Source organism: Martinezella lusitana, from assembly GCF_010668395.1.
GTDB classification, from domain to species: domain Bacteria; phylum Pseudomonadota; class Alphaproteobacteria; order Rhizobiales; family Rhizobiaceae; genus Rhizobium; species Rhizobium lusitanum_A.
This window is the reverse complement of sequence record NZ_WUEY01000008.1, coordinates 128,642-152,235: the sequence shown is the minus strand read 5'-3', so window position 1 is coordinate 152,235 and position 23,594 is coordinate 128,642. Positions and strand designations below refer to the sequence as shown.

Below are 23,594 nucleotides of genomic sequence, written 5' to 3'. Positions count from 1 at the left end.
GCAAGATGCGGACGAAACAGGGCAAAGCTTACGCTGGCGGGAAAATAGCCTTTGTTGACAATGGCTTCAGTCATTCCTCAACGAACAAGGAGCCTGTCATGTCAGCCTTGCCAAGCATATCCCGCCGCCGAAATCGGCGAACCGTCCTCATGGGATTCGGCCTGCTATTATGGTTCAGCAATGCCATCCTGCTGCCGGCGCTTGCCGTCATCTTCGCACTGCTGCACCCCTTGGAGTCGCACGCTCAACCGGCGGCCTTCGTCACCCCGAACGAAATGGGTGCTGGCAGCCTTCTTTTGCAGACGACGCAGGACGGCAAGTATATCGAGGCGCCACGACTTGCGACCGATGTCGATATCGACGTCAATGGACCGACGGCCAAGGCCGTCCTCACACAGGCTTTCGAAAACTCGACCGACAAATGGGTCGAGGCCCTTTATGTCTTCCCTCTTCCCGAGGACAGCGCCGTCTATTCCCTGAAGATGATCGTCGGCAATCGGGTTGTCGTCGCCGACATCAAGGAGAAGCAAGCCGCCCGCGCCATCTATGAGAAGGCACGCCGGGAAGGCAAGAAGGCCTCCCTCGTGGAGCAGCAGCGACCGAACGTCTTCACCAACGCGGTCGCAAACATAGGCCCGCATGAAAAGATCGTCGTGCAGATCGAGTATCAGCAGGCCGTACACCTGGCGGATGGCCGCTTTTCCCTGCGGGTTCCGCTGGTCGTCGCCCCACGCTACACCCCGCAGGATGCCTCGCCCATTACGCAGAATGCGGAGCTGAAGGCCGGCTGGGGCCGCACGGAGGATAGCCCATCGCGCAACACCGGCGACAAGCCCGTCGCCGCGCCGCTGATCGCCCCCGATAGCAATCATACCAATCCCGTCACGCTCAAAATCAATCTCAATGCCGGCTTCCCGGTCGACGATGTCAAAAGCCTCTATCAGGCGGTTAAGATCGATAGGCTGAGCGACAACGCACGCCGGGTCGTTCTGGACGGCGATGCCACGGCGGATCGCGACTTCGTGCTCGAATGGAATGCCGTCGCAAGCAATGTGCCGAGCGTCGGCCTTTTCCGCGAACATGTCGGCAAAGATGATTATGTGCTTGCCTACGTAACTCCGCCGGCGGTGACGACGCCGCAAAAGGCCGGCCGCGAAGTCGTCTTCGTCATCGACAATTCCGGCTCCATGGGCGGCACGTCGATCGAGCAGGCAAGGGCGAGCCTCGACTATGCCCTGTCCCGGCTGGGGCCGAACGACCGCTTCAACGTCATCCGCTTCGACGACACGATGACCAAGTTCTTCCCGGATTCGGTCATGGCGACGGCTGACAACATTGCCGAGGCCCGCCGCTTCGTCACCAACCTGGAGGCTGCCGGCGGAACCGAAATGCTGCCGCCGCTCCAGGCCGCGCTCGACGACAGCCATCAGGCCGATGGATTGCGTCAGGTCGTGTTCCTGACCGACGGCGAAGTCAACAACGAGCAGCAGCTTCTCGATGCGATCGCTCAATTGCGTGGACGCTCGCGCATCTTCATGGTCGGCATCGGCTCGGCGCCGAACACCTACCTGATGAGCCGTGCCGCCGAGCTCGGCCGCGGCAGCTTCACCCATATCGGCTCGGTCGCGGAAGTGAACGAACGCATGCACGCCCTCTTCGACAAGCTGGAAAACCCTGCCGTCACCAATGTCGCGGCGGTCTTTTCGGAAAAGAACGCCAGCCTCTCGCCGAACCTCCTGCCCGACATCTATCATGGCGAGCCGCTCGTATTGGCTGCCCGAATGGGGAAGGCCGCCGGCACCCTGACGGTCAGCGGCATGGTCGGAGATCGCCCATGGACGATTTCGCTGCCGCTCGATCAGGCCAGCAACGCCAAGGGCATCTCCAAGATCTGGGCGCGTCGCCAGATCGACGATGCCGAGGTCAATCTCACCCTCGGCAAGATCACGCAGACGGAAGCCGACAAGCGTATTCTTCAACTGGCGCTGGACCATCATCTGGTTACGCGCCTGACCAGCCTTGTCGCAGTCGATACCAGGCGTCTGCGCCCGGCGAACACGCCGCTGACCGAGGCCGACATTCCGTTGCAGCTGCCGGCCGGCTGGGACTACAACAAGCTCCCCGGCATCGGGGCGGCACGGGATGCGAAGACGGACGCCAAGCATCGCCAGACGTCCGGCAACTCGCAGGGCACCGACGAAGCCGCTGAGCTTGAACCGATCTCCGCGGCACCTCCTGCAAGCGTACCGCTGCCGCAAACGGCAACCCCGGCGACGCTCCTCATTCTCGAGGGATTGCTTGCACTGCTGCTTGGTGCCTCGCTGCTGGCCTTCGCCTCGAGAAGGAGCAGGGCATGATCGCCGCCGCTCAGATCCAAACCATCGGGAGCGCGCCAGCGCGCTCCCTTCTGACGCTTTTCGCCGCCATCTTGATAGCGGCCGGTCTCTTCCTCGCCGCCCAAGGCGGATGGATATACGCCAAAGCCGCTCTGGCGCAGGTCCTGCTGGACCGCGCCTTTGCCCAGAGCATGACGTCCGGCGTTCCGGTCAAGCCGTGGAGCTGGGCCGACACCTGGCCGGTGGCGCGCATAGAGGTGCCACGTCTCGGCGCTTCGGCCATAGCGCTGAAGGGCGCAAGCGGCCAGGCCCTCGCCTTCGGCCCCGGCCACCTCGACAACACGCCACAGGCGGGCGAAGAGGGTACGGCTGTCTATGCGGCCCACCGCGACACCCATTTTACCTTCCTGAAAGACATCAGGGAGAATGACCATATCCGCATCACGCGCCGCGATGGCCGGATCTTTACCTTTCGCGTAACCCACATGGCCGTCGCGCGCTGGGACGAGGCCGAGATCGACACCAATGCGCCAGGCGTCCATCTCGTGCTCGCGACCTGCTTTCCCTTCGATGCCGTGACATCGGGGCCGCTGCGCTATCTGGTCTATGGCGACCTCGACGAGACCGCCACGCCTTGATGGCTTTGGCGAAATGGCCGGGCTCCGCGCAGACCCACGTTGAAGGATCAGCACGGAACGAATGAAACGGCGGCGAAGGTAGACCGACCCCGCCGTCAGGAGGCCGGCATGGGATCGGTCCTGCCCGTTAGCTCGTGCGGGTTGGCGCTTCCGAGTAGCGTGCGTCCATGGGCGAGAGGCCATTGGCATTGGGCTGGGTCAAAACGCCGTAGAGTTCCGGGCGGCGGCCTCGTATCCAGCGCTGGCCGGTGCACTTGTCGAGCAACGCCAGATCGAGTTCAGCGCTCACCCTTGCGTCGGCCGCCGCCCAGGTCTCGGCCAGAATCCGTCCGTAGGGATCGAGAATCATGGCGTTGCCGGTGCGCACTTCGTCTTCGTCCTGGCCAACGCCGTTGCTGAAGACGAGGAACATTCCGTTGTCGTGGGCGCGTGACGGCAGCCAGCGCATGAACCACTCGCGGCCATTCGGCCCTCGAAACTCGGCTTCGATCGCCTCGGGATTTTCATGACGGTTGATCCATTTTTCGACGGGAATCCGCTTCAGCCCATGCGGGCTCACGGAATGACCGCCACCCGCCTGGTGCGGCGCGATCAACAATTCGGCGCCCAGAAGCGCGGTTGCGCGTGCATTCTCGATCAGATTGTTATCCCAGCAGATCAGGATGCCGGCGCGAATTCCCCAGGGCGTATCGAATACCGTGAACGTATCGCCGCTGGAAATGAGGCGATGCTCCCACGCATGCAGCTTGCGATGGCAATGGACGCACCCGTCCGGCATGCAGACCGCGTAGCTGTTGTAGAGCTTTCCATCCTCTCCCAATTCCAGAAAGCCGACGCCGATCGCTATGCCCTTCTCGCGCGCCAAGTGGGCGACACGGGTGACTGATGGACCTGAAAGAGGCTCCGCCAGCGCCTGCAGAGCGGGGCCATCGAGCTTGGGAACATGCCAGTATCCGCAGATGCACATCTCGGGAAATACGACGAGCTGGTTGCCCGCTTCAACGGCTTCCTGCGTGAAATGCACGATGCGGGAGAGATTGTAGGCCTTGTCATTGGCCCGATGTTGAAACTGCACGGACGAAATCTTGAGTGTCATTTCCATTGCTCCTTTGTCTCGCAGCAATTTGACCACGCGGGCTTTCTTTCGTAAAATGACTTTCTCGATTGAAATTATTCGATTTAAGAATGGAAATAAAACTCCTCCGCTCCTTCATCCAGTTGATCGATACCGGCCATTACGGCAAGGCGTCGACAAAGCTGTTCGTTACCCAGTCGACCCTGTCGAAGCAAATACAGGCCCTGGAGTCGGCGGTGGGCGGCCCATTGTTCGAACGCGGCCGCCACGGCGCGAAGCTGACGCCGCTGGGAGAGCTCCTGCAGCGCGAAGCGCGCCCGCTTCTGCGGCTGAACGATGATATCGACCGGAAGATGCATCGCGCCATTGCCGGTCTCACGGGATACCTCGACATCGGATTTGGCATATCGACCCTCGTCGCCGCGCCGGAGCTGATCGCCGGTTTTCGTTCGGCGACGCCGGATTGCCGGATCACGCTCAACGATCTGCCGTCGCAGGAACAGCATCAGCGGTTGCGCGACGGTCGGCTCGATGTCGGCTTTTGCCGGGCGCCGGGGGAAGGCGACGAATTGTCTTTCATGCCGGTCATCGAAGAGCGGCTGGCATTGGTGCTCCCTAGCGGAATGAGGATGCCCGCCCGGGATCGGCTGACGGAACTGAACCAATTCGGCTTTGTCGCGCTGTCGCCCTCGCGCGGGCCCGGGCTGGATGAGCAGATCCGGCGCTGGCGCTCGCTGGCCGGCTTCGAGCCTCGTATCGTTCAATATGCGGATGATATCCTGACGGTGCATTCCATCGTCTCCGCCGGTCTGGGCGCCGCCTTCCTGCCCTGGCGCGGGGTGCATGCCTTGGCCGGATCCACCCACAAGCAGGCTCTTTCCGGGCCGGAATCAAGCTGGCCCGTCGGAATCTGCTGGCACCGGAGGCATACGAGCCCCTTATTGGCGCGTTTCGTGGAGTATGTGTCGAAGAACCTTCAATTCGACGAAGGAGCGACAGGCCTTGCGGCCAGCCGCAAACCGCCCGGAGGCGGAAAATAAAGCGGTCCGTTCGTGCTGCAAGCTGCCAGGAAAACATTGACCGCTGTGCCAGTGGCAACCGAAGCGGCCCTCGACCCGTGAGCCGAACCGTCAAGCCATAAACGCCTCAGCGTTGCCATTCCGGCAGGTCCGGCGGCCGGACAGATTAAAACGAGCCGTTCAGCCAAAGCATTGTCGGAGTGGCGAGTATCGCCACTGCAATCGCCACCGAAACGGCCATCTTGATCGCCTTGATGCGCCGTGTCCTGACACCGCTCCAGTCATAAGTCACAATCACTAACCCCCACAAATCATTAGAGATTCGCAAACTAGAGCCGAGCGGCCTTTCGACAAGGGATGGTCGTGATTCGTCCACAGCAGATATTTTTGGCTCCCTGCAGCCGAGATCATCCCTTGAATTGGCGGTGGAGAATCCGTCCCGCGACGATCTTCCCCCATCGAAACGGCAAGCCCGCCACCGACAATCGCGCCTCGCCTTCAAAGGCAATCGTGCGATGGCCTGGGTAAATTCCTGTGATAGGTTGACGGGAGAGTGACGAAAGGTTGTAACCCGGTCTGCCGGCCCGTCCGGTATCGGATAGACACATACAAGCCAGGAGCAGTGACCATGGGCAAGCTTCCCGACATGACGAAATACCGCGGGTTTCCATCCGGTATGCCGGGGACAGGCATCCAGTTCACCATCCGTCGCGCCAATCCCAAGGGTGTCACGCCGATCAAGGCTTTGCCCCGCCGCGCCCGGCCGGGTTCGGCCGAACACCGGGTCGATGCAGCCTTCCTGCACGCGCTCTGGCACTACTTCGGAGCGGAGCCTTTCGAGCGCGGCAATCTGGACGCCGCCCGGCTGAACCTCTTCTTCGGACGCGAAGTGGTTGCAGCCGGCAAGGATTTCGATCCGACCTCCTATGAGGCGATGCTGGTCATCAACGAAAAGCTGGCGCGGGAAAACTTTCCGGAATCCTTTGAGGACGTGATGGAGGTCTGACGGCGGTTCGCGCGGCATGGCCGCCTTCTCTCTTCGAAGCGGAGGCTCCTTGTCCCTCTGTCAGATCTGAAATGAGACGGCAATCGAGATCCCCGGCGACAGACAGGACAATCTGCACAAAGCGATTGCGCAATCTGTTCGGTTTTCTGTAAAAATTTCTGCAGTTCTCGAATTTCAACTGACGCTATGCCTACCTACGCTGCCTCATCGAACTTCCTGAGGGAGCTGAAAACGTGGTTCAATATGTAGGCGGCGGCAATGTCGTTGCGTTGGTTCGAGATATCGGCATCGAGGCATTCCTGTTTGGCCAGGCAGCCCTGCTTTCCGGCGGAGCGTCGTCCGAGCGATGAGCAAGCTTTCCGTACAGGCGCCGAAGTCCGTCATTATGATCCGGCCGCATCACTTTATTCCGAATCCGATGACCGCGAACGACAACTCGTTCCAGTCGAATGACGAGAAGCGGGCAGCAGCGGCGATTGCAAGTGCTGCCTTCGACGAAGTGACAGGCATGGCCGAAGGCCTGGCAGCCGCCGGCGTTACCGTGCATGTTTTCGAAGACAAGACCGCCGCGACACCCGATTCCGTCTTTCCGAACAACTGGTTCTCGACGCATTCGGGCGGTCACGTCGCCATCTACCCGATGTATTCCGCCAGCCGCCAGTCCGAGCGGCGCAGCGACGTGATCGAGATGCTGAAGACGGATTACCGTGTTCAGGACGTCATCGATTACTCCGGCCTCGAAAAGGATCACGTCTATCTCGAAGGCACCGGCGCCATGGTGCTCGACCATATCGGCCGCGTTGCCTATGCCGTCCGCTCCAATCGCACCAATGAAGTTGCACTCGAACGCTTCTGCACGCACTTCAACTTCGAGCCGATGGTCTTCGATGCCGTCGATCGGAACGGCAAGGCGATCTATCATACGAACGTACTGATGTGCATCGGAACCGATTTTGCGCTCCTCGGATCGCAGATGATCCCGGATGTCGCCCGCAGACGCGAAATCATCGCCCGCCTCGAAGAAACAGGCCGCAAGGTGATCGATCTTTCGATCGAGCAGATCGAGAACTTCGCCGGCAACGCCATTGAGCTGGACGGCCGGGACGGCCGATTGGTCGTGCTCTCGGCCAGGGCTCATACCGCCCTGGACGCCGCCCAGATCGAAGCGATCGAACAGTCTGCGAAACTGCTTCCCTTCGACGTCTCGACCATCGAGCTCGCGGGCGGATCGGTCCGCTGCATGCTCGCCGGCATTCACCTGTCGCGTCGCGAACCGGCAGCCACACAATTGCTTTACGCCGCCGGTTGAGCCGGATAGAGAAGCCCGTACAAACGTAAAGGTACCTGGAAATGTCGCAAGCAAGATCAGTCTATCACTTCAATTCCGTCATCGTCCGCGAGCCGTCGCATTCGGTCGTGAACGGTCTGCGCGCCGATGATCGGGGCAACCCGACCTATGAGGGCGTCAAGGCCGAGCATGATGCCTACATCGCCGCGATGCGCGATGCCGGCGTCGAAGTGACTGTGCTTCCGGCACTGGAAGCCTTCCCCGACTCGATCTTCGTCGAAGACCCGGCGCTCGTCTTCCCCGAAGGCGCAATCCTGCTTCGTCCCGGTGCGCTGAGCCGTGTCGGCGAGACTGCGGAAATCACGCCGACCCTGCGTGACATGTTCGAAACCGTTCTCGATCTGCCGAGCCCGGGCTTTGCCGACGGCGGTGACGTGCTGACGACGCCGAAGAGCGTCATGATCGGCCTTTCCGCGCGCACGGACAAGGTCGGAGCCGAAGCTCTTTCCGCCTGCATCGCCAAGCTCGGCCGCAAGGCTGAGATCGTTGCGACGCCCGAAGGCGTGCTGCATTTCAAGACCGATTGCTCGCTCCTCGACGACGAAAGCGTGCTGTCGACCGCGCGCCTCGCCCGCTCCGGCGTCTTCAAGGATTTCAAGCAGATCATCATTCCGGAAGGCGAAGAGCCTGCCGCCAACGCCCTGCGCGTCAACGATGTCGTCATGGTCGGCTCGGATTTCCCGCGCACGATCGAGATGCTCGACAAGCTCGGCTACAAGGTCGTGCCGTTGAAGACGACCCAGATCGGAAAGATTGACGCAGGCCTGTCCTGCATGTCGCTGCGCTGGTACCGCAACGGCCGATAAACAACCTCAAGAATAAATCGGGAGAACAGCATGCACAGCTTCAAATCCAAAATCATCGCCGGTGTCGCAATTCTATTGTCCGCCGGCCTCGCTCATGCCGAGGACACCATTCGCCTCGGCATGACGCCCGAACCCTATATGCCGTTTACGCAGGTCAACGCAGCCGGCGAATGGGAAGGTCTGGAAGCCGATCTGTCCCGCGCGGTCTGCGCAAAGCTGCCGGTGAAGTGCGAAATCAAGCAGATGGCCTGGGACGGCCTGATCCCGTCGCTGAACGAAAAGAAGGTCGATTTCATCATCGGCGCCTTCTCGATCACCGATGACCGCCGCAAGGTCGTGGATTTCAGCACGCCCTATTATACCGAGGGCACGTCCTTCGTCGGCGCCAAGTCCGACAGCACCAAGATCACCACGATCGACGCGCCGGACGGCTCGGGCAAGATCATCGATCCGGCTATCGTTTCGGGCAAGATCATCGGCGTTCAGACCTCCAGCGTCCAGGCCGCCTATGTCGCGAAATACCTGAAGGGCGCCGAAGCCAAGAGCTACGACACCGCCGACAATTCCGTTGCCGATCTCGTTGCCGGCCGCGTCGATTATGTCCTGATCCCGGACCTCTACATCCAGACGTTCCTGAAGTCGGACGCCGGCGCCGATTACGAGGTCAAGCTCACCGTACCGAAGAACACCACGCTTGGCGAAGGTGTCGCCTATGCCATCCGCAAGGGTGATGCCGACACGCTCGGCAAGATCGACGGCGCCCTTGCCGAACTCAACAAGGACGGCACGACGCAGAAGCTGGTCGACAAGTGGATCTTCGGCAAGAAGTAATCGCTTGCTTCCCGGGCGCGGCTTCGGCTGCGCCCGGGCGCCGTACCAGCTTGCCCGACGGCTTCTGTCGCGAAATCGCTCCACGGCTTCATCGCAACCGGGCAGACCAGACAGCGCATGATCCCGCATATCGGCAACACCAAGGGCCATCCGGCTGACGCCATGGGCGAGGCCGGATCGAGCAGGTAGAACGCATGGACACATATTGGCACTTGCTTGGCTGGGGGCCGGAAGGCTGGGGCGCGAATTTTGCCTGGGGTTTTCTGATGACCCTCCAGGTATCGATCGTCTCCTACGTCGTCGCCGTGATCTTCGGCTTCCTGGGGGCCGCCGGCAAGCTTTCGCACCGTCGGTCGCTTCGCCTGATTGCCGGACTTTACACGACCGTCGTCCGCTCGCTGCCGGAACTGCTGGTCATCCTGCTGCTCTATTTTTCCGTCGCGAGCGGCGCCGAGCGCTTCCTGAAATATGCCGGCCTCGTCGACGCCAATTTCCAGTTCAGCCCCTTCTGGGCGGCAATCATTGCGCTTGCCTTCGTCTCCGGCGCCTTCATGACCGAGGTTCTGCGGTCCGCCTATCTCGCAGTGCCGCCGGGCCAGATCGAAGCGGCCGTGTCGATCGGCATGCGGCGGCGCAAGATCCTGACCCGCGTCATCCTTCCGCAAATGATGCGCCACGCCGTCCCGGGAATGGGTAATCTCTGGCTGTCCATCACCAAGGAAAGCGCCATCATCTCGGTGCTCGGCTCGTTCAGCGAGCTGCTCTATACGGGCTACCGCGCAGCCGCCAGCACCAAGCAGTACATCCTCTTCTACGGTCTCACGGCGCTGCTCTTCCTGCTCATCACATTGGTTTCCGTTCTCGCGATCAGCCGCATCGAAAAGCACTTGAACCGGGGGCACCGCTGATGGAAACGGTCACCAACGTCATTTCCTTTCTCCCTGCCCTCATCAAGGCGACGCCGCTCACGCTGCTGCTGACGGTGACGGCAGGCATCTTCGGCCTCGTCATCGGCACGCTGACGGCGCTCGCCCGCCTGTCGAAGTACAGGTTGCTCGCCTGGCCCGCCTTCGCCTTCACCTTCGCCTTTCGCGGCACGCCGCTGCTGGTGCAGATCTACCTGATCTACTACGGCCTCGGCCAGGTCCTGCCCGGAACCTGGGTTCGCCATAGCTTCCTCTGGCCCTATCTGCGTGACGGCCTTTGGTACGCCATCGCCGCGCTCAGCCTGAACCAAGCGTCCTATAACGCCGAAGTCATCCGTGGTGCGATCCAGGCGATCCCGCGCGGCCAGATCGAGGCGGCCCTTTCGGTCGGCATGAGACGCTGGACGATCCTGCGCCGCGTCACCCTGCCCCAGGCCTTCCGCCATTGCATGCCGGTTCTGACGAGCGATCTCATCATCCTGCTGAAGACGACATCCCTCGCATCGACGATCACCATTCTCGAAGTGATGGGGACGGCGCGGATGCTGCAGCGCCAGTCGCTGCTGATCTTCGAGCCGCTGATCGCCGCCGGGATCATCTATTTCGCCGTGGTCTTCATTTTGACCCGGATCATGAACGTCGTCGAGCTCCGCATGACGCGCTATCGCGCCGCTCGGGCGTGAGCTTGAAAGCCTCGGGAGGAACTGAAATGGTCGAAACTGCGCTCTCGGTAAAGGACATCCACAAGAGCTTCGGCAGTGTCGAAGTCCTGAAGGGCATCTCCTTCGAAGCCCGCAAGGGGGATGTGATCTCGCTGATCGGCAGCAGCGGCTCCGGCAAGAGCACCCTGCTTCGCTGCATCAACTATCTCGAGACGCCGGACATGGGAGAAATCTCGGTTGCGGGTGAAGTCATCCGCACGGCCCCGTCGCGCGGCGGCAAGATGCATGCCGCGGATCCCCGGCAGCTGGAACATATTCGCAGCCGGCTCGGCATGGTGTTCCAGAGCTTCAATCTCTGGTCTCACCGAACGATCCTCGAAAACATCATCGAAGGACCGATCCATGTCCTTGGCACGTCGCGAAAGGACGCGATCGCCGAGGCGGAAGTCCTGATGGAGAAGGTCGGCATCACCCCGAAACGCGACCAGTATCCAGCGCAGCTGTCCGGCGGGCAGCAGCAACGCGCGGCAATCGCCCGCGCGCTTGCCATGAAGCCGGAGGTAATGCTCTTCGACGAGCCGACATCGGCGCTCGATCCCGAACTCGTGAACGAAGTGCTTCAGGTCATCAAGAAGCTCGCCGAAGAGGGCCGCACCATGGTGATGGTCACCCACGAGATGGCGCTTGCCCGCGACATTTCGAGCGAAGTGATCTTCCTTCACAAAGGGCTGGTCGAAGAGCGTGGCGCTCCCGACACCGTCATGAAGAACCCGCAATCCGATCGGCTTCGTCAATTTCTCCGCATGGCATGAGGACCGCAATGAGCGACATCGATTTCCAGAGTTTCCTGCCGGAGCTTATCGATATCCGGCACCAGCTGCACCGGATGCCCGAGATCGGCCTTTCCGAATTCAAGACTTCGGACTTCATTGCCAAGCAGCTTGAGCAATGGGGTTTCGAGATCAGCCGCGGTCTCGCGACGACCGGTATCGTCGCAACCCTTCGCGCGGGCAACAGCAATCGCGCCATTGGCTTTCGCGCCGATTTCGACGCCCTGCCGATGCAGGAGGAAACCAATCTTCCCTACGCCAGCCAGCATCCGGGCGCCATGCACGCCTGCGGCCATGACGGCCACACCAGCATGCTGCTTGGCGCAGCCTGGGCGCTGTCGCAGGACAAGAGCTTCTCCGGCACGGTGCATTTCATCTTCCAGCCGGCCGAGGAGAATTTCGGCGGCGGCAAGCTGATGATCGAGGACGGCCTGTTCGAGCGCTTCCCGTGCGACCAGGTTTTCGCGCTACATAACTGGCCCGGCATTCCCGCCGGCACCTTTGCAACCCGCGCCGGACCGATCGCAGCTTCGATCGACGTGGTGACGGTGACCGTGAAGGGCAAGGGCGGCCATGGCGCGCAGCCGGAATTGACCGTCGATCCGGTGGTCGTCGGCTCCAGCATCGTCATGGCACTCCAGACGCTGGTGTCGCGAAACATCTCCCCTCACCAGCCCGCGGTCGTGACCGTCGGCGCCTTCCTGTCCGGCTCGGCCTCCAATATCATTCCCGACACCGCCGTGCTGGAAATCAGCATGAGGGCGATGAACCCGAAGGTGCGCGAGGAGATCCGCGAGCGCGTGGAACAGATCGCCTCACTCCAGGCCAGGAGCTATGGCGCCGACATCTCGTTCGACTGGCAAGTCGGCTATCCCGCGACCATTAACGACAGGCAGGCCGTGGAAGCGGCAAAGTCGATGATCGTTCAGCGCTTCGGCGAGGACGCCTTCATCGACCTCGACCTTCCCCTGATGGGGAGCGAGGATTTCTCGTTCCTGCTCGAACGGGTTCCCGGCGCCTATGTCCTGATCGGCAACGGCGACAGCGCCGGCCTGCATACCACGACCTACAATTTCAACGACGACATTCTCGAGCGTGGCGCCATGTACTTCTACCACCTGGCAAGAGAGCAGCTCGGCTGAGGAAGCCAAGGGCCGCTCAGGCAGGCATGGGACCCTGTGCCTGCCGATCCCGGCACAATGCCGGTGTGAACAATTTCCGCCGGCAGATCGCGGCCCGGGGTGGCATCACGGTGCGTTGTCCGGTATCGCCTTGAACCAGCGACGAAGGGCTTCTTGCAATCCGTCCACGCTGTTTCCTTCCCCGATCCAGGCGATACAGGCATCGGGTCGGATTAGCATGGAAGGTCCGGTGTCGACGGCCACGCAACGGACCCTGGATGTGGTGGCCGCTACCTGTTCGGCAGCACGTCCATCCGCCGAAGCGTCGAGCAAAACACCCATGCCATCCTGCATGACCTCGTAGAGCGAAACGCCGGTATCGCCGCCGCTTAAGGGCCTGTCGCCAATCAGCCGGCCGACGTCCTCCAGTTCCGAGCCGAGATCGTAGCGGGTGGCAAGGCCGCTTGTCATCTCGCCGATAAACCGGTTGACGTCGTCGAATTGCATGAGGCGTGCCACAAGTTCCCGCATAGCACCCGCCTGCGGATCCGGTCGCATGATAGCCATTTGAGCGAGGGTGTTGGCCAGAACGGCCTCGGCAACCGGACGCCGCTCGTCGGTGTAGGTGTCGAGCAGCGTTTCGGGCATTTCGCCACGAAGGACGGCCGCAAGCTTCCAGCCGAGATTTGCAGCATCCGCGAGCCCGAGGCTCAAGCCCTGGCCACCGAACGGCGTGTGGACATGTGCGGCATCGCCGGCAAGCAGCACTCTACCTCGGCGATAGGTATCGGCGAGGCGCGTGTTGTCGGTCCACCGGCTTGCGCTTTCGAGCGCCTTCACGCGGACGTCCACGCCGCTCACCCGTCGCAATGCGGCTTCAATCTCTTCAGGTGAGATGGAAGCATCTCGATCTTCAGGCGGGCCACTGAAGTCCAGCATGACCAGACGCCCGGGGAAAGGCCCGTAGGAAAATACGCCACCCGATGTGCGGCGCCAGCCGCTTGGCAGCAGACGCTCCGGATGGTCGACTTCGGCGACGGCCTGGTAGAATGTCGATGTCGGAGGCGTACCGGCGAATTCGAAGCCTCCCAGCTTGCGGACGAGGCTACGCCCCCCGTCGCAGCCGATGAGGTAGGAGCAGCGAATATGTCCCTTCCCTGCCGGAGAGGCCCATTCCACGTCGACGCCTTCTGCATGCTGGGCGAAACCGATCACGCTGCATTCCCGGCGCAGTTCTATCCCAAGAGACAGCACGCGCTCGGCCAGCATGGCTTCGACGCCATGCTGATCCACCGGGCGGGCGCGTCGCTCCGGCTCTTTCTGCGCGTCTTTGCGGATAAGAGACAAGCCTGCGAAATGGCCGCTGAACCTGGACCCTCTCCCACGCACGTCCGATCCGCTCTGCGCGATAAACGGCTTCATCGCCTCGAAACCGCGTGCCTCCGCGGCGGCGATGGCTGCGGACATCCCGCGACGCTGCAATACCTCTATTCCAACAGGCCCCATCCCCAGAGCCTTCATGGCCATGCTGGGAGCTGCCAGACGTTCAAGCACAAGGACGCGCGCTCCGCCCAGGGTCAGCTCGATCGCGGTCAGCAACCCGACCGGGCCGGCACCGACGACGACAACATCGACTTGATTTTCCATTGGTTTTTCCATATACTTGATATAAATATGTACTAAGTATATTTATACATGCGCCATCAGGAGCCGAAAGTCAATGTCATCAGACCGCCAATCCCGTAAGCGACTTGCCACGCGGCAAAACATCTCCAACGCCGCCACGCGCCTGTTCCTGGAGCGGGGTTTCGATCATGTGACCGTGGATGAGATCGCCGCGGCAGCCGACGTCGGGCGGATGACGGTCTTCAATCACTTTCCCCGCAAGGAGGACATGTTCTTCGACCGCGACGAAGAGGGTCGCGAAATCCTGCGCGAAGCGCTGCTGAAGCGCGATCCCCGCATTGCTCCGGTCGAGGCGCTACGCCTGCTCGCTCACCGGCTGGTCGCCGCTCAGAGCCCTTACGTGGAATTCTCCGCCCGAAGCCAAGGCTTCGTGGAAACGATCGAGGCCAGCCAGAGTCTGAAGGCGCGAGCCAGGGCGATACGGGACGAACTGGCGCAGGTCATAGCGATGGCGCTATGCGAAAGCGCAGGGCGGGATGCGACGGATCCCGATGCCCATCTGGCGGCCAATCTGCTCCTGGCAGCATGGACCGTAGCCTTCATTCAGGCTCACGGAACCTTTCGACGGAATCGCGATACGGAGGAAGCGAAGGCCGCCTTTCTCGCCATTGTCGAAAAGGGAACGACCGGCCTGAAAGCCGCGATAGCGGGCTCACCTTACGTATGAAGGATCCAATTCGATCCCGACGGTGCAAAGCGCGTGTCGAAGTCCGAGGTTCGGTCGGCCGTCGGCGGCGGACGCCTCGAAACCGGCGCCATCGACCGCGGGTGCGGCAATCAGCGATATCCGCAGGTCAGGAGCGCCTTGTCATCAGCACGAAGAGATAGGGCGCCGCGATCAGTGTCGCGATCAATCCGGCGGGGATCTGGTTCGGAAACAGCAGAATGCGGCCGAGCCAGTCCGCAAGAATCATGACGACGGCGCCGATTGCCGAGGCGGCGGCCATTTCCATCATGGGTCGCCGGAAGCCCAGCATCCTGGCAGTGTGCGGTGCCATCAGCCCGACGAAGCTGAGCGGTCCGATCATCAGCACGGACAAGCCCACCAGAATGCATGAAAAGGCAAGGAGCAGGCCTCTGCCGCGGGTGAGCGGCATGCCGAGCGCCGCCGGCGTGCTCGACCCCAGCGGAAGCAGCGTCAACCAGCGGGAAAAGAATGGCAGCAAGGCGAGTGCCAGGACGGCACAGCCACAGAGGACGATGGCGTCGATCGGCGTTGCAAGAAAGGTCGAGCCGTTCAACCACCGCAACAGGTCGAACATGCGCGGATCGCCGCTGGCGAGCAGAAGCGATACGAAGGCACTCACCCAGGTCGTGAGCGCAATGCCGAACATGAAGAGATCATGCGGCGCAAAGGCCTTGCGATGACCGAACAGCAAAAGCAGGAAAAGGATTGCGCCGCCGCCCGCCATGCTGAGCGAGACAGACATGGCGGCGCCCGTTCCGGGAATGAGGAGCGCCACGATCACGCCGAGCGCGGAACCCGAGCTCACGCCGAGAAGCTCCGGGCTTGCCAAGGGATTTGATGTCAGGCGCTGGACGATACAGCCGGCAATGGCCATCAGAACCGCGGCGGCGGCGGCAGCCGCCATGCGGGGACCGCGCCAGAACAAGGTGGCCTCGGGCGAAGAGAGGCCGGTGAATGTCCAGCCGTGCAGCCCGCGGCCGATCAGGAACGACAGGCAGACTGCGGCCACTGCCACTGCGAGGATGACGGCCAGCATCGGGCCTTGAGCACGAACGCGATCCGACGAGGCGGCTATCTGCGTTGCGATGATCGGCCTTATCTGCTTGCGGCGCGCAACCAGCCAGAGCAGCAGGGGCGCGCCCAGAAAGGCCGTGGCCGCACCCGCCGGGATTTCCGAAGCGGTCGGCAGCAGCTGGAAGACCTGATCCGTCAGCCAAAGCAACAGCGCGCCGAAGATCGGGGCCGCCAAAAGCTGTTCATGAACACGCTGATAGCCGCATCGGCGGACGATTTCCGGCGCGGCAAGACCGACGAAACCGATGACGCCGACGCCCGCCACGCAGACCGACGCGATCCAGACCGCAAGGGAAAGTCCGGCCAGACGGATCATCCATGGGGAGACGCCGAGACTGGCGGCGGCCTCGTCGGAAATGGTGAGCACCGCGATCGGCCGTATGAGCAGCAGGCTCAGAAGACAGGCCGGCAGCAGGCGCGGCAACAGATAGAGGACGATGCTCCAATCCTGCATCGCCAGCGAGCCGCTGCCCCAGATGAAAAGCTTGATGAGGCCGCCGTTCAGCATGATCAGCAGCGTGTTTATGGCGCCGGCATAAAGGCTCGTCATCAGGCCGGCAAGAAGCAGGACCTGCGCTGCGAACCGGCTCCGCCAGGCCAGTCCGAACACCAGAAGGCCGGCCAGTGCGCCGCCGGCAAATGCGAGGCCGGTTCTGCCGGCATGGATGACAGACGGCGCCCAAAGCGTCGCCAGGCTCAACGCAAGAAAGGCACCTGCCGCCACGCCGAGCGTCGCCGGTTCGGCGGCGGGATTGCGCAGGATCAGCTGCATGAGGACGCCGGCAAGCGCCAGTCCGGCACCGACGAGAACGGCGGCGGCAATCCTCGGCAAAAAACTGTAGTGCAACGTCAGTTGCGGGATGGAATGAAGATCCGGCGCACGCGCCGCCTGCCACCACAAATGCGGATCCAGGGTCTGCGATGCGCCGTAGAGGCTGAACGCAAGGGAGAGGGACGCGAGCAGAAGGCCTATCGAAACGAGCCGGAGCGGATGGCGGACGTGGGTCATGTCAGCCGCCTCCGCCATTCAAGCCGGCGGCAAGCAGCCGGGAAAAGCGCATCACCGCCGGGACGCCGCCATTCTCCATGACGGGCGGCAGGCGAAAAACGCGGCCTTCGCGCACAACCGGGAGCGCTTGCCAGAACACGCTGTCGCTTCCCGGCAGCGATACAGAATTGCTGCCATCGGCATCGATCAGGACAAGAGCCGCCTCGGGAACGGCGGCGATGCGCTCGAGGCCGACGGTCGCCTGCCCGCGCCAGAAGCCGCTCTCCTTCTGGGCGTTGACGAGACCAAGCCTGTTCAGGATATCGGCAAAGAGACTGCCCGGCCCGAAGACCGTCAGGTGTCTGTCGTCCGCCGATGTTGCAATCCAGAGCGGACGGTCGCGCCATCGCGCCAGCTGCGCTGCCGCATCCTGCAATTGACGCTCCATGTCGGACCGCTGTTTAACCCATTCCGATTGGCGGTCGATGACTTCCGCCAGATGCCCCGTTCCCTCTATCGCGGCCGCGATGGTTGCGTCGCCGTCGCGAGCAAGGTCGACCACTCGCGTCGCGGCGATCCTTTGCAGGAACGGCTCGCCGATGCGTAGCGCCGGCGGAATGACGATGAGATCGGGAGAAAGCTGATCGAGCAGCTCGAAATTCGGCGTGAACAGCAGACCGACATCGACGACATCATCCGGCATCGGCGGCTCGACGACGGACCGGCTATAGTAATCGATGGCAGGCACGCCGATGACGTTGCCACCCAATGCCAACGCCGTTGCCGCCAGCGCCCAATCCAGAACTGCCATTCTGGAAGACGCACCTCCCGCCCCGGCCAGTCCTCTCCCCGCCGATCCGGAGACAATAAGCGATCCGCCCAGCAGCGCCAGCAGGCGCCGCCGGGTCAGTTTCTGGCCAAGCGGATCGCAATCGGCCCGCATCTGCCTACCAATGGGTTTTCAGGCTGACCATGAAGCTGCGCGGCTCGCCATATATGCCGAAATACCGGGTCGGTATGCGGTCGAAGTAGGTCCGGTCGAAGATATTCTTGACCATGAGGCTGGCCTCGGCATGGTCGTTGATCTTGTAGCCGACCTGCGCGTCGAAGACGGCATAGCCGCCTTGATGCCCGACATCGATGCCGGTGCCGGCGCCACGGTCCGAACTGCTGTAGGCGCGCATGCCTGCCCCAAGGCTCACGCCGTCGAGCGAGCTGTCATCCTGGAAAGTATATTTGCTCCAGAGCTTGAATGTGTGCCGCGGCTCTTCGGGATCCAGCACCAGGCCCTGATAATCCGGATCCGAAAGAAACTTTGTCTGCAGGTAGGTGTAGCCGGCGGTCAGGTTGAGGCCGGTGAAAACTTCGCCAGTTACTTCCGCCTCGATGCCGCGGCTGCGCGCCTTTCCGGCAGAGACGGAATAGAGCGGGTTCGAAGGATCGGCGACGGCGCGGTGGTTGTCGTTGATGTTGAAGGCGGCCAATGTCGCCGTCAGACCGCCATCGAGGAAGACGCCCTTGACGCCGACTTCATACTGCTCGCCGACGCGCGGCTGGAGCCCGCCTCCGGCTACCGTCGTCTCCGTTTGCGGCTGGAAAATATCGGAGTAGCTGGCATAGACGGAATAGTTGTCGGTCAGGTCGTAGACGACGCCGGCATAGGGGGTGAATTTGCCGTTGACGCTGGGATCCGATGCCCAGTCGGTCGTTGTCGGCACCAGCGAGCGATTTTCGTTGCTGTAGAAGCTGAACCGGCCGCCGAGCACGACGGTCAGCGGATCGAGCAACTTCAGCCTCGTCTGGCCATAAACGCCGGATTCGTTGGATCGGGACTGATCTCCGAAGGCATAGGGAACGTCCAGCTCCGGCACGGTCGAGGGCGCGGAGTAGATGTTGAAGACGCCGGCGTCGACAAAGCCGCCCTCCGAACGCGAGGTGCGATAGGCATAGTTCGCGCCGAGCAGCAGCTGGCTCTCATGCCCCAGGAAGTCGAAAGATCCGGAGACATTGGTGTCGATGCCGAACCACTGTTTATGGATCGGCCCTCCCTGCACGGCATATGCGGCCTCGTTGGTGGCAGGATCGACGCCGTCGTACATGTAGGCATAGGTGCTGTCGTTGCGCATGTCGCGATACATCAGCGTCGTGTTGGACGTCCAGCCATTGTCGAACTCATGCTTGAGGTTCGCATAGAGTTCGCTGGTCTCGAAATTGTTATAGCTCCAGTCGGCGCCAAAGAACGCCGATCTGGGCGCATTCAGGTACGAACCGTCGGTGTAGCGTGATTGACCGTAGTCGAATGGTGAAAATCTCTGCTTTTGATAGGCGCCGGACAGGCTCAAGGTCGTCTTGTCCGTAAGATCGAATTGCAGCGCGCCATAGGCCGTGCCGTGCCATTCGCCTGCGTCGTCATAGAAGAAATCGCGATCCTGGCCGGTGACGATCAAGCGGCCGCGGGCAGTGCCGTCGCTGTTGAATGGCCCGGTCACGTCGACCGTCTGGCGCTTGAAATTCCAGGACCCGATCTGCGTGTCGGTGGAGACCGCAAAATGATCGAGCGGCATGCGGCGCACGAAGTTTGCCGCACCCGCCGGGCTTCCCGATCCCTGCAGCAATCCGGCGGGGCCGCGAAGAATCTCGACGCGATCGTAGATCGACATGTCGAACTGCGCCAGATACTGGACGCCTCCCGGCACGGGCATGCCATCATATTGCGCATCGAGATTGTAGCCACGGGCGTTGAAATAGGACGTGCCGTCGCCGTAGGGCGTGGCCGTGACGCCGGTGGTCTGCCGCAGCGTATCCTCGACGGTGTTCAGATTCTGATCGGCAATCCGCTGGCGGGTAATGACGGAGACGGAATTCGGAATCTCCCGAATCGGAACCGGTATCTTGCCGGCGATGGTTACGGATTCGGCGCGATAGGAACCGCTTCCCTCGGTCGTCGCGCCAGTTTGCTGGCCCTGCACCACGATCGGCGCCAATGCGGTTGCGCCATCGGCGCCCGCAGCGGTAGCCGGTTGCTTCGGATCGCTGAGCACGATGGACTGGTTGCCGGCGACCCGGTAGCTGATACCCGTTCCGGCAAGCAATCTGCCGATCGCCTCCGGCGCGGACATCGTGCCGCTCAGGGGAGCGGAACGGCTGCCCGCCGGCAGGCTGAAGCCATAGGCGATGCGCCAGCCGCTGACGGCCCCGACATCTGCGATGGCAGCCGCGAGCGGCTTTGCGGGAATATCGAAGCGATAGGCCGATGCCGAAACGCCGGGGCGGCTGGCTTTTGCATCCTGCTGTGCGGCAACCGGAATCACTCCTGCCATCAGCAACGCCGTTGTGGCCATCAGCCTGCCAAGATTGCGTCCCTTAGCTCCGCCTGCGCGCCCTGCCATTATCTACTCCTTGATCAACCCTTGCCAACGCGGCCATCGAGCGGCCCCTCATTGGTGAAACGGGTGACGGAGCACCTGCCGTGTCTGTCCAACCAAGAAAAATGCCGGCGCCGGCTATTTTTGTCTCAGTAGAGAACAGTCAGCAGCGAAGGTACGCGCGTAAGAGTGGCGTTGACCGCCTGCGCGATGGTCTCCAGCGATGCATCGACATCGGTCAGCGGGAAGGTGCCGGATATCCTGCGATCGGCCAGCCGGCCGCGAACCACGATCGGCCTGGGCGAATGCCGCTCCAGCGCGCGCACGACATCGGCCACGCGCGCCCCTTGAACGACCAGACGCCCGCTCATCCAGGAAAGGGCGAGGCTGGTATCGGTGGGTGCGATCTTACCCACGCGACCGCCGGCAAGCGTGGTCTCATTGCCCTCGCGCAAGATGACCGGCACGCTGTCATTGCTGCCGATGACGGCAACGGCGCCCTCCGAGACGACCACGTCGGTTTCCGCAATGCCCATGTCGACGTTGAATTTGGTGCCGATATCGCGCACCTCATCGCCTCTGGTGATGACTGTGAAGGTTCCCGGCACCCCATGCCGCACCTCGAAATAGGCTTCGCCGCGCAACAACCGGACACGCCGCCGGCCGTCCCTGAAATCCAATCCGACAGCCGTATCCGCACCAAGGCGGGCAAGCGAGCCGTCGGGCAGCGTAATATCCGAGACAATTTCCTGATGCGTGACGATATCGGCCTGCCAGTTCTCGACCAGGGATGGATTGAGCCAACAGAAACCGAGGAATACGGCGATCGCAGCGGCCGGCGGAATGAGCCAGCCCAGACGGGGACGCAAACCCAGGGCGAGTTTGCGACGAAACATGGTCCTTGCCGCAAGACGCTGGGCCGGCAGTTCCAACTGGGCATAGAGAACGCGCAAATCATCGAACGCTCGCCGGTGACGGCGATCGGCATTGAGCCAGTCATCCAGCTTTCGGGCGTCGCTTGCTCCGAAGGAGCCCCCCGTCCGCTTTGCCAGCCATAGAGCCGCCTGGTCGCGCTGCTCTTCCGTCGGTTCGTCGCTCGTCATCTCTCCTCGTACAACGCGCAGTCATGGCGCACCGAAAAGCACGCGCCATCTCTATAAAGGAGAACGGGCGACGGGTGAAATGCCGTGTCTCACAATGACAGGATTTCAGTTCTCTTCCCGGATGTGATCGGCAAGGCTCGCCTGGCAATGGCGCAGGGCTCGCGCGATATGCTTTTCGACGCTGTTGATGGAAATTCCCTGCAGGCGAGCGATTTCCTTGTTCGATAGCCCGTCCACGCGGCGCATCAGAAAAATATCCCTGCACTTCGGCGACAGCGCGGCCAGCGCCTCGTCGAGCGCGGAAAGCGCTTGCCGCGCCTCGAGGCCTGCTTCCGTCGATGAGGTGGAGGCGTGCATCTGCTCCGGCAGGACGCCGGAGATTATCTCGGCCCTTCTATGTTCGCGCCGGTGATGTTCGATGGCCGCATTCCTGGCTGCCGCATAGAGCACATTGCGATCGTCCTCGGCAGTTGCCCTTGGCCCCGCCGCGAGAGCGCGGACGAAAACATCCTGTACGATATCGGCCGCCGTCTCGCGATTGCGAACGCTTCTACGCACCAGGGCTTCCAACCGCCGGTGATGCTCGACAAAAAGCCGCCCGATCTTGCTGCCCCAACTCGTCATCGCAAACCCGACATACCCCGCGATCTTCCGCCATGCGTCCGATCAGCCATTACAAAGACCGGGTTGCCTCCGCAATCGCTATAGATTGGATTCATTCTATGGAACGGGCGAAGCGTGATCTCGCCGCGCGGAAATGGCAGCGTAACCTATTGTTTTTGCTCTTAGCGACTTGGTTTGCGGCCGGATAAAACATGAAAATAAAAATCATGTTTTGTTACATTATGTTGCCGATTGGCAACAATTCGCGCCGCCGGCAGCCATTGATTTGACATGTCCGGGGCGAATGGCCGCCCGTCCGCGGTCGACCGAGCATGGCTGGATGACGCGATATCCGCATTCGTCTTTTGGTATGGGAGCCCAGACCTATCGAGCCCATGAACAGAGCTGGGCCATGCGAAACCACCACCCGCGACTCCCATCGCGGGTGGAGCGCAATTCACTTGCATCTATCCGGCAGGACGAAAGTCTAGTGCCGCCCGTGATCGTGCCCGTGGCCATGGTCTCCATGGTCACCATGATGATGTGCGGGAGTGGAGGGAGGGTCCACGCCAACATTGCCGGGGTCGAAGGGATACATGGACGGGGAAGGGTCGGAGGCAGCGGTCAGTACCGCGTCGGCGCGATTGATATCTCCCAGGCATCGGCCTTCCTGGCCATTGTCGTGCGCGTTCATCGCAGCAGAATAAAGTCCCATGGCTTCGCTTTTTTGCTGACCGTTCGGCGTATCGCGCAACTCCGTTCTGGTGAGCCGCAGATCTCCCGCGCAGGTCGATGCGGCAAAGCTCGGAACGGACGAGGCCGCGAGAGCGGCAAAGGTCGTTCCCAGAACGGCGAACACGATCGTTGACTTGGGTGTCTTGAACATTTCAATCTCCATCAGGAGCGATTGCCGGTTCTTCCGAACAGGCATGATCTTGAGTTTCCGAAGTGCGGCTGCTTGTACAAGCACCCGCATGCCTCAATCTGAGCCGCTTCGTGATGCGTCGATATAATCCTAATCAATGCATCCGCGCCTTCGGGCCGTACCGGGCGCCAGGAAGATGCTCATCGTTGATGTACCTGCCGACCATGGGGCACATCATCGCCGGTCGTAGAGGTCATGATATCGCCGTCTCATGTCGTCATCGGCGGCAACGACTATTGCCGCTTAGCTTTTGTTCTCGATAGGGAATTTCGCCCACGGATATCGCCGGGTCGGCATGGGCTGATGGCCGTTCTTATGTGCCATCGACTTTCTGTGTATTGTGCTGCAATAGAGAGTATCAATACTTTGAAAAATATTATCACAATTGCTTCATCAAGAAGTGCGCGCTCGTGATGCCAACTGCCGGATATCGATGATCTTCATCCTAACACCTTGTAAATATTAAAGAAGACATGAGATGATGATTGAGCACCCATCTTACCTGCTTGCAATCATTAACCCGAGTTTAGTTTTAGAATAATGCGGCCAGGTATAATATTTCCT

At 61.6% G+C, this 23,594-nt stretch carries 20 protein-coding genes; 12 read left to right on the top strand and 8 right to left on the bottom strand.

Annotation, left to right across the window (positions count from 1 at the left end; all coding sequences use genetic code 11):
* Nucleotides 1-98 precede the first annotated feature (98 nt).
* The gene (locus GR212_RS19175; RefSeq protein WP_163988326.1) at nucleotides 99-2,357 is read left to right on the top strand and encodes a marine proteobacterial sortase target protein; all 2,259 of its coding nucleotides are present in this window, start codon (nucleotides 99-101) and stop codon (nucleotides 2,355-2,357) included.
* Nucleotides 2,354-2,974: a class GN sortase gene (locus tag GR212_RS19170; RefSeq protein ID WP_163988325.1), complete on the top strand. Its 621-nt coding sequence runs from the start codon at nucleotides 2,354-2,356 to the stop codon at nucleotides 2,972-2,974. The genes GR212_RS19175 and GR212_RS19170 overlap by 4 nt, the downstream gene beginning before the upstream one ends.
* A gap of 127 nt (nucleotides 2,975-3,101) precedes the next feature.
* Here GR212_RS19170 and GR212_RS19165 read toward each other — a convergent pair whose 3' ends face one another.
* Nucleotides 3,102-4,070 carry a nitrilase family protein gene (locus GR212_RS19165; protein ID WP_163988323.1) on the bottom strand — a complete coding sequence of 323 codons (969 nt, stop codon included), beginning with the start codon at nucleotides 4,068-4,070 and terminating at the stop codon, nucleotides 3,102-3,104.
* 89 nt (nucleotides 4,071-4,159) lie between these two features.
* Here GR212_RS19165 and GR212_RS19160 point away from each other — a divergent pair, with 89 nt between their 5' ends.
* From GR212_RS19160 to GR212_RS19120, 9 genes are all read left to right on the top strand, one after another.
* A complete protein-coding gene (locus tag GR212_RS19160; RefSeq protein WP_163988321.1) occupies nucleotides 4,160-5,089 on the top strand; it encodes a LysR family transcriptional regulator in 930 nt (309 codons plus the stop codon).
* A 607-nt stretch (nucleotides 5,090-5,696) separates the two neighbouring features.
* Complete coding sequence (locus GR212_RS19155) at nucleotides 5,697-6,074, top strand: hypothetical protein (RefSeq protein ID WP_163988319.1); 378 nt, start codon at nucleotides 5,697-5,699, stop codon at nucleotides 6,072-6,074.
* A gap of 346 nt (nucleotides 6,075-6,420) precedes the next feature.
* Nucleotides 6,421-7,383 carry a citrulline utilization hydrolase CtlX gene (ctlX, locus tag GR212_RS19150; RefSeq protein ID WP_163988317.1) on the top strand — a complete coding sequence of 321 codons (963 nt, stop codon included), beginning with the start codon at nucleotides 6,421-6,423 and terminating at the stop codon, nucleotides 7,381-7,383.
* Between the two features lie 41 nt (nucleotides 7,384-7,424).
* On the top strand, nucleotides 7,425-8,228 hold the full coding sequence (locus GR212_RS19145; RefSeq protein ID WP_163988315.1) for a dimethylarginine dimethylaminohydrolase family protein: 804 nt from the start codon (nucleotides 7,425-7,427) through the stop codon (nucleotides 8,226-8,228).
* A 30-nt stretch (nucleotides 8,229-8,258) separates the two neighbouring features.
* Nucleotides 8,259-9,059 (top strand): transporter substrate-binding domain-containing protein, encoded by an 801-nt coding sequence (locus tag GR212_RS19140; protein ID WP_163988313.1) that lies wholly within the window; start codon nucleotides 8,259-8,261, stop codon nucleotides 9,057-9,059.
* 194 nt (nucleotides 9,060-9,253) lie between these two features.
* Nucleotides 9,254-9,967, top strand: a complete 714-nt coding sequence (locus GR212_RS19135; protein ID WP_163988311.1) for an ABC transporter permease — start codon at nucleotides 9,254-9,256, stop codon at nucleotides 9,965-9,967.
* On the top strand, nucleotides 9,967-10,668 hold the full coding sequence (locus GR212_RS19130) for an ABC transporter permease (protein WP_163988309.1): 702 nt from the start codon (nucleotides 9,967-9,969) through the stop codon (nucleotides 10,666-10,668). Before GR212_RS19135 ends, GR212_RS19130 begins: the two co-directional genes overlap by 1 nt.
* A gap of 26 nt (nucleotides 10,669-10,694) precedes the next feature.
* Nucleotides 10,695-11,459, top strand: coding sequence for an ABC transporter ATP-binding protein (locus GR212_RS19125; RefSeq protein ID WP_163988307.1), 765 nt, complete (start codon nucleotides 10,695-10,697; stop codon nucleotides 11,457-11,459).
* An 8-nt stretch (nucleotides 11,460-11,467) separates the two neighbouring features.
* Nucleotides 11,468-12,619 carry a M20 aminoacylase family protein gene (locus GR212_RS19120; RefSeq protein WP_163988305.1) on the top strand — a complete coding sequence of 384 codons (1,152 nt, stop codon included), beginning with the start codon at nucleotides 11,468-11,470 and terminating at the stop codon, nucleotides 12,617-12,619.
* Between the two features lie 105 nt (nucleotides 12,620-12,724).
* Here GR212_RS19120 and GR212_RS19115 read toward each other — a convergent pair whose 3' ends face one another.
* A complete protein-coding gene (locus GR212_RS19115) occupies nucleotides 12,725-14,245 on the bottom strand; it encodes an FAD-dependent monooxygenase (RefSeq protein WP_163988303.1) in 1,521 nt (506 codons plus the stop codon).
* 73 nt (nucleotides 14,246-14,318) lie between these two features.
* Here GR212_RS19115 and GR212_RS19110 point away from each other — a divergent pair, with 73 nt between their 5' ends.
* A complete protein-coding gene (locus GR212_RS19110) occupies nucleotides 14,319-14,951 on the top strand; it encodes a TetR/AcrR family transcriptional regulator (protein WP_163988301.1) in 633 nt (210 codons plus the stop codon).
* 127 nt (nucleotides 14,952-15,078) lie between these two features.
* Here the strand turns inward: GR212_RS19110 and fhuB are convergent, their stop codons facing one another.
* The 6 genes from fhuB to GR212_RS19080 all read right to left on the bottom strand — a co-directional run bounded on the left by fhuB (nucleotide 15,079) and on the right by GR212_RS19080 (nucleotide 22,991).
* On the bottom strand, nucleotides 15,079-17,055 hold the full coding sequence (fhuB, locus tag GR212_RS19105) for a Fe(3+)-hydroxamate ABC transporter permease FhuB (protein ID WP_163988300.1): 1,977 nt from the start codon (nucleotides 17,053-17,055) through the stop codon (nucleotides 15,079-15,081).
* Between the two features lies 1 nt (nucleotide 17,056).
* Nucleotides 17,057-17,845 carry an ABC transporter substrate-binding protein gene (locus tag GR212_RS19100; protein ID WP_163988298.1) on the bottom strand — a complete coding sequence of 263 codons (789 nt, stop codon included), beginning with the start codon at nucleotides 17,843-17,845 and terminating at the stop codon, nucleotides 17,057-17,059.
* Nucleotides 17,846-17,981: 136 nt separating this feature from the next.
* A complete protein-coding gene (locus GR212_RS19095) occupies nucleotides 17,982-20,423 on the bottom strand; it encodes a TonB-dependent siderophore receptor (RefSeq protein WP_163988296.1) in 2,442 nt (813 codons plus the stop codon).
* Between the two features lie 125 nt (nucleotides 20,424-20,548).
* On the bottom strand, nucleotides 20,549-21,502 hold the full coding sequence (locus GR212_RS19090; RefSeq protein WP_163988294.1) for a FecR family protein: 954 nt from the start codon (nucleotides 21,500-21,502) through the stop codon (nucleotides 20,549-20,551).
* Nucleotides 21,503-21,607: 105 nt separating this feature from the next.
* Complete coding sequence (locus tag GR212_RS19085) at nucleotides 21,608-22,126, bottom strand: RNA polymerase sigma factor (RefSeq protein ID WP_163988292.1); 519 nt, start codon at nucleotides 22,124-22,126, stop codon at nucleotides 21,608-21,610.
* Between the two features lie 466 nt (nucleotides 22,127-22,592).
* Complete coding sequence (locus tag GR212_RS19080) at nucleotides 22,593-22,991, bottom strand: hypothetical protein (RefSeq protein ID WP_163988290.1); 399 nt, start codon at nucleotides 22,989-22,991, stop codon at nucleotides 22,593-22,595.
* Between the last annotated feature and the right edge of the window lie 603 nt (nucleotides 22,992-23,594).